The organism is Inquilinus sp. NPDC058860 (genome assembly GCF_042743185.1).
In the GTDB taxonomy this organism is placed as follows: Bacteria; Pseudomonadota; Alphaproteobacteria; order DSM-16000; family Inquilinaceae; genus Inquilinus.
Genome location: NZ_JBHYMS010000126.1, coordinates 1 through 3,131, shown reverse-complemented (window position 1 = coordinate 3,131; position 3,131 = coordinate 1). Strand labels below are relative to the sequence as shown.

The following is a 3,131-nucleotide window of genomic DNA, read 5'->3' as shown; positions in this document are numbered from 1 at the left end:
CGGACACCGCCGTACGGGAGAGCGCCGTACGGGAGGCAGCCGAAACGCCTCTGCAGGCCGCCGGTGGCGACGAGAACTGCCCCCTGGACCTGTCCGCGGTCCCGTCCGGCTTCTCCGTCATGGGCGAGGCCGCCGTCGCCGGCATGGACGCGCCCACGCTGGAGCAGCACGGGGCCAGGGCCGCGAGCGGACCGACGGTGGACCGGCCGCGCGAGACCGGGCGGCCGGGCGCCGAGGCGGACGCCGAGCTGATCACCGCGCTCGCCGCGACGGCGACGCGTGTCGGCCGCATCCCCGAGCGCCGCCGCCCCGAGCCGGTCGCCGAGGTGCCGCGCCCGCCTCAGTCTTGGATCCAGCCTCGCGTAGAGCAGGTCGACGGCGAGATTGACCAGGATCACCATCACCGCGCTGGCCAGGATGATGCCGAGCAGCAGGTTGAGGTCGCGCCTGGTCACCGCCTCATAGGCCAGTCGGCCGAGGCCGGGGATGGCGAAGACGCTCTCGATCACCACGCTGCCGCCCAGCAGCATGCCGAAATGCACGCCGAACACCGTGACCATGGGCAGGAGCGCGTTGCGCGCCACATGGCGCCAGGTGATGCGGCCGGGCGGCAGGCCCTTGGCCCGGGCGGTGCGGACGAAGTCGCTGCCCGCCACCTCCAGCATGCCGGCGCGCATCAGCCGCAGGTAGACGGCGACATACATCAGCGACAGCGCCACGGTGGGCAGCACCAGGTGGCGGGCGACGTCGGCCGCATAGGCCCAGCCGGTGTCGAAGCTGGGCACGGTGGCGATGCCGCCCAGCGGCAGCCAGCGCAGCTTCACGGCGAAGGCGATGATCAGCATCAGCCCGATCCAGAAGCCGGGCATGGCGTAGAGCAGCAGGCCGAAGCCGGTGACCAGCGTGTCGAGCCGGCCGCGGCCCTTCAGGTGACTCTGGGCCGCGACGATGCCGAGCAGGGTGCCGGCGGAGAGCGCCAGGGACAGCGCCGCGGCCATCAGCAAGGCGGTGTTGCCCGCCCGCTCGAGCACCAGACCCAGCACCGGGCGGGAGAAGCCGACCGACCAGCCGAGGTCGAGCCGCACGATGTGGGCGAGGTAGAGGCCGAGTTGCACCGGCCAGGGCTGGTCGAGCCCGTATTCGGCGCGCAGCCGGGCGATCAGCCCGGGGTCGCCGCCGCCCATCTCCACCACCAGCGCGTCGACGGCGTCGCCCGGCGCCAGCCGCAGCAGCAGGAAGGCCAGGCAGACGACGATCAGCAGCACCGGCACCGCCTGGACCAGGCGCCGGACGAGGAGCGACTTCATCGGGCGGCTCCGGGATCCGCGGGAGGCGCAGCTTAGCGCGCCGAGTCCGCGATGCCACAGGGTTGTGGGGGGCGGTAGCGCCACCTACGCTTTCATCCTCCCCTCCCCTTGCGGGAGGGGGCCAGGGGGAGGGGGTTGCCGCAGCCCGGGCCGGCCTGACGCCGGGTTATCGCGCGGACGCGCGCAGCCCCCCGCCCCCTCCCGCAAGGGGAGGGGGAGAATGGAAGGCCGGGCAGGCCGGTGATGATTTCGGATGATTTCGTAGGTTGGGTTCGCGGCAAGCGAACCCAACACGGGCACGGCGGCGGGATGTTGGGTTCGCGATGCGAACCCAACCTACGCGGTCGGGCCACGACGGTCAGCTGCTGTCCGGCTTCGATGGCTCCGGCACGGACCGGCCGGTGGCGGACGCGTCCGACGCCTCAGGCCAGTCCTCTGCGGTCTCGCGATCGGCGGTCTCGGTCTTCGCCGGGGCCGGCGGCTCGGCGGCCGGCGGCTCGAACATCTCGTCCCAGCTGCGCGGCAGCCGGATCGGGTTCGGCGGGTGGCCGATCTTGCGGCACACCGCCTGCACGAACTCCGCCGCCGACAGCGTGTCCAGCTGCGCGTCCAGGATCTCGTCCTCGACCAGCGCCTCCCACGCCAGCGACCGCATGCACTCGGCGTCCAGACCCTCTTCGGGCTTCGCCGCCGCCGCGGCCACCATCCCGGCCGCGCGCTCCCGCCGCTGCCGCCGGCGCTGCTCCTCGCCCGACCCGGTCCGCTCTTCCCGGCGCGTCATGAAGCCGGTGCGGATCCGCTCGGTCAGGGCGATCGTCAGCCGCAGCGAGCGCGTCAGCCGCGCCTGGATCAGCCCGAAATCCGGCGACGCCTTCGGGTCCAGATGCGCCCGCTCCTGCTGCCGCTCGGTCATCCGCTTGCAGCGCATGTCGATCTCGGCCGCGTCGCGCAGCAGGCGCAGCGCCCAGCCCGTCCAGTTCATGTCGGGATCGGTCGGCCGGATCGGTTCGGAATGCGCCTCGTCCATGGAACATATCATGAACGAAAATAGAGATTAACGCAATTGAACGTTGCGTTCACGCGCGCCGCGGCGCCGGGGCGTCCCGCGCGTCGCCTCCCGACGCCGGTCAGTCGGTGCGCGGCGGGCGGTCGACCGCCCAGGCGGCATCGGCGCCGAAGGGGTGGTCGATGAAGAAGTACCAGGTGCCGTCCTCGCCCTTGCGGTGGACCTCCATGCCGTGGTGGTGGACCTCGACCGGCTTTCCATCGCGGCCCCGGCCGGTGATCCGCCACTGCGAGCGCGTCATCGCGAAGTCGCCGGCGACGGTGACGTGGTGGGTGACGACATCCATGTGCGGCTGCAGGTCGATATAGGCGGCCATGGTCGCCCGGATCGCGTCGGCGCCGCGCGCGACCGTGGTGCCGCCATGGACATCGTCGACCTGCACGATCGAGGCCTCGGGATGGTAGAGGGCGGCCGCCGCCTCGACGTCCTGCGCGTTGAAGGCGCGCGCGAGCCACAGATTGGAGAGATCGGGAGAGGGAGCGCCCATGTGTCCGGTGTCCGTTCGTGGGGATGGACTCGAGATGGGGTGTGCTTGCGCGGCTAGAGAGGCCGCGATTTTGCAGTCGCGATGTGCGGAGTCGCACATGCGCCCCCGGCGACTTCGGAACGGATGACTTCCGATCCAATTTATGCACTGTCACCGAATTTCTGCTCAGAATACTATGGACTGCACCCCTGGACTGAGACAACGGAGTTTAAGTGACAGGGTGCTGTTGGTGTCAGTGGGGTCGAGGGTTGACGAGGTCAGCTTCGAATTC

At 71.0% G+C, this 3,131-nt stretch carries 3 protein-coding genes; all 3 read right to left on the bottom strand.

The window, feature by feature from the left end; translation table 11 throughout:
* The coding region (locus ACFW16_RS35925) for an ABC transporter permease (protein ID WP_380313897.1) at positions 1-1,307 on the bottom strand (1,307 nt) is incomplete at its 3' end.
* 358 nt (positions 1,308-1,665) lie between these two features.
* Positions 1,666-2,334, bottom strand: a complete 669-nt coding sequence (locus ACFW16_RS35920; RefSeq protein WP_380313896.1) for a hypothetical protein — start codon at positions 2,332-2,334, stop codon at positions 1,666-1,668.
* Between the two features lie 100 nt (positions 2,335-2,434).
* Complete coding sequence (locus ACFW16_RS35915; RefSeq protein WP_380313895.1) at positions 2,435-2,860, bottom strand: YybH family protein; 426 nt, start codon at positions 2,858-2,860, stop codon at positions 2,435-2,437.
* Positions 2,861-3,131 lie beyond the last annotated feature (271 nt).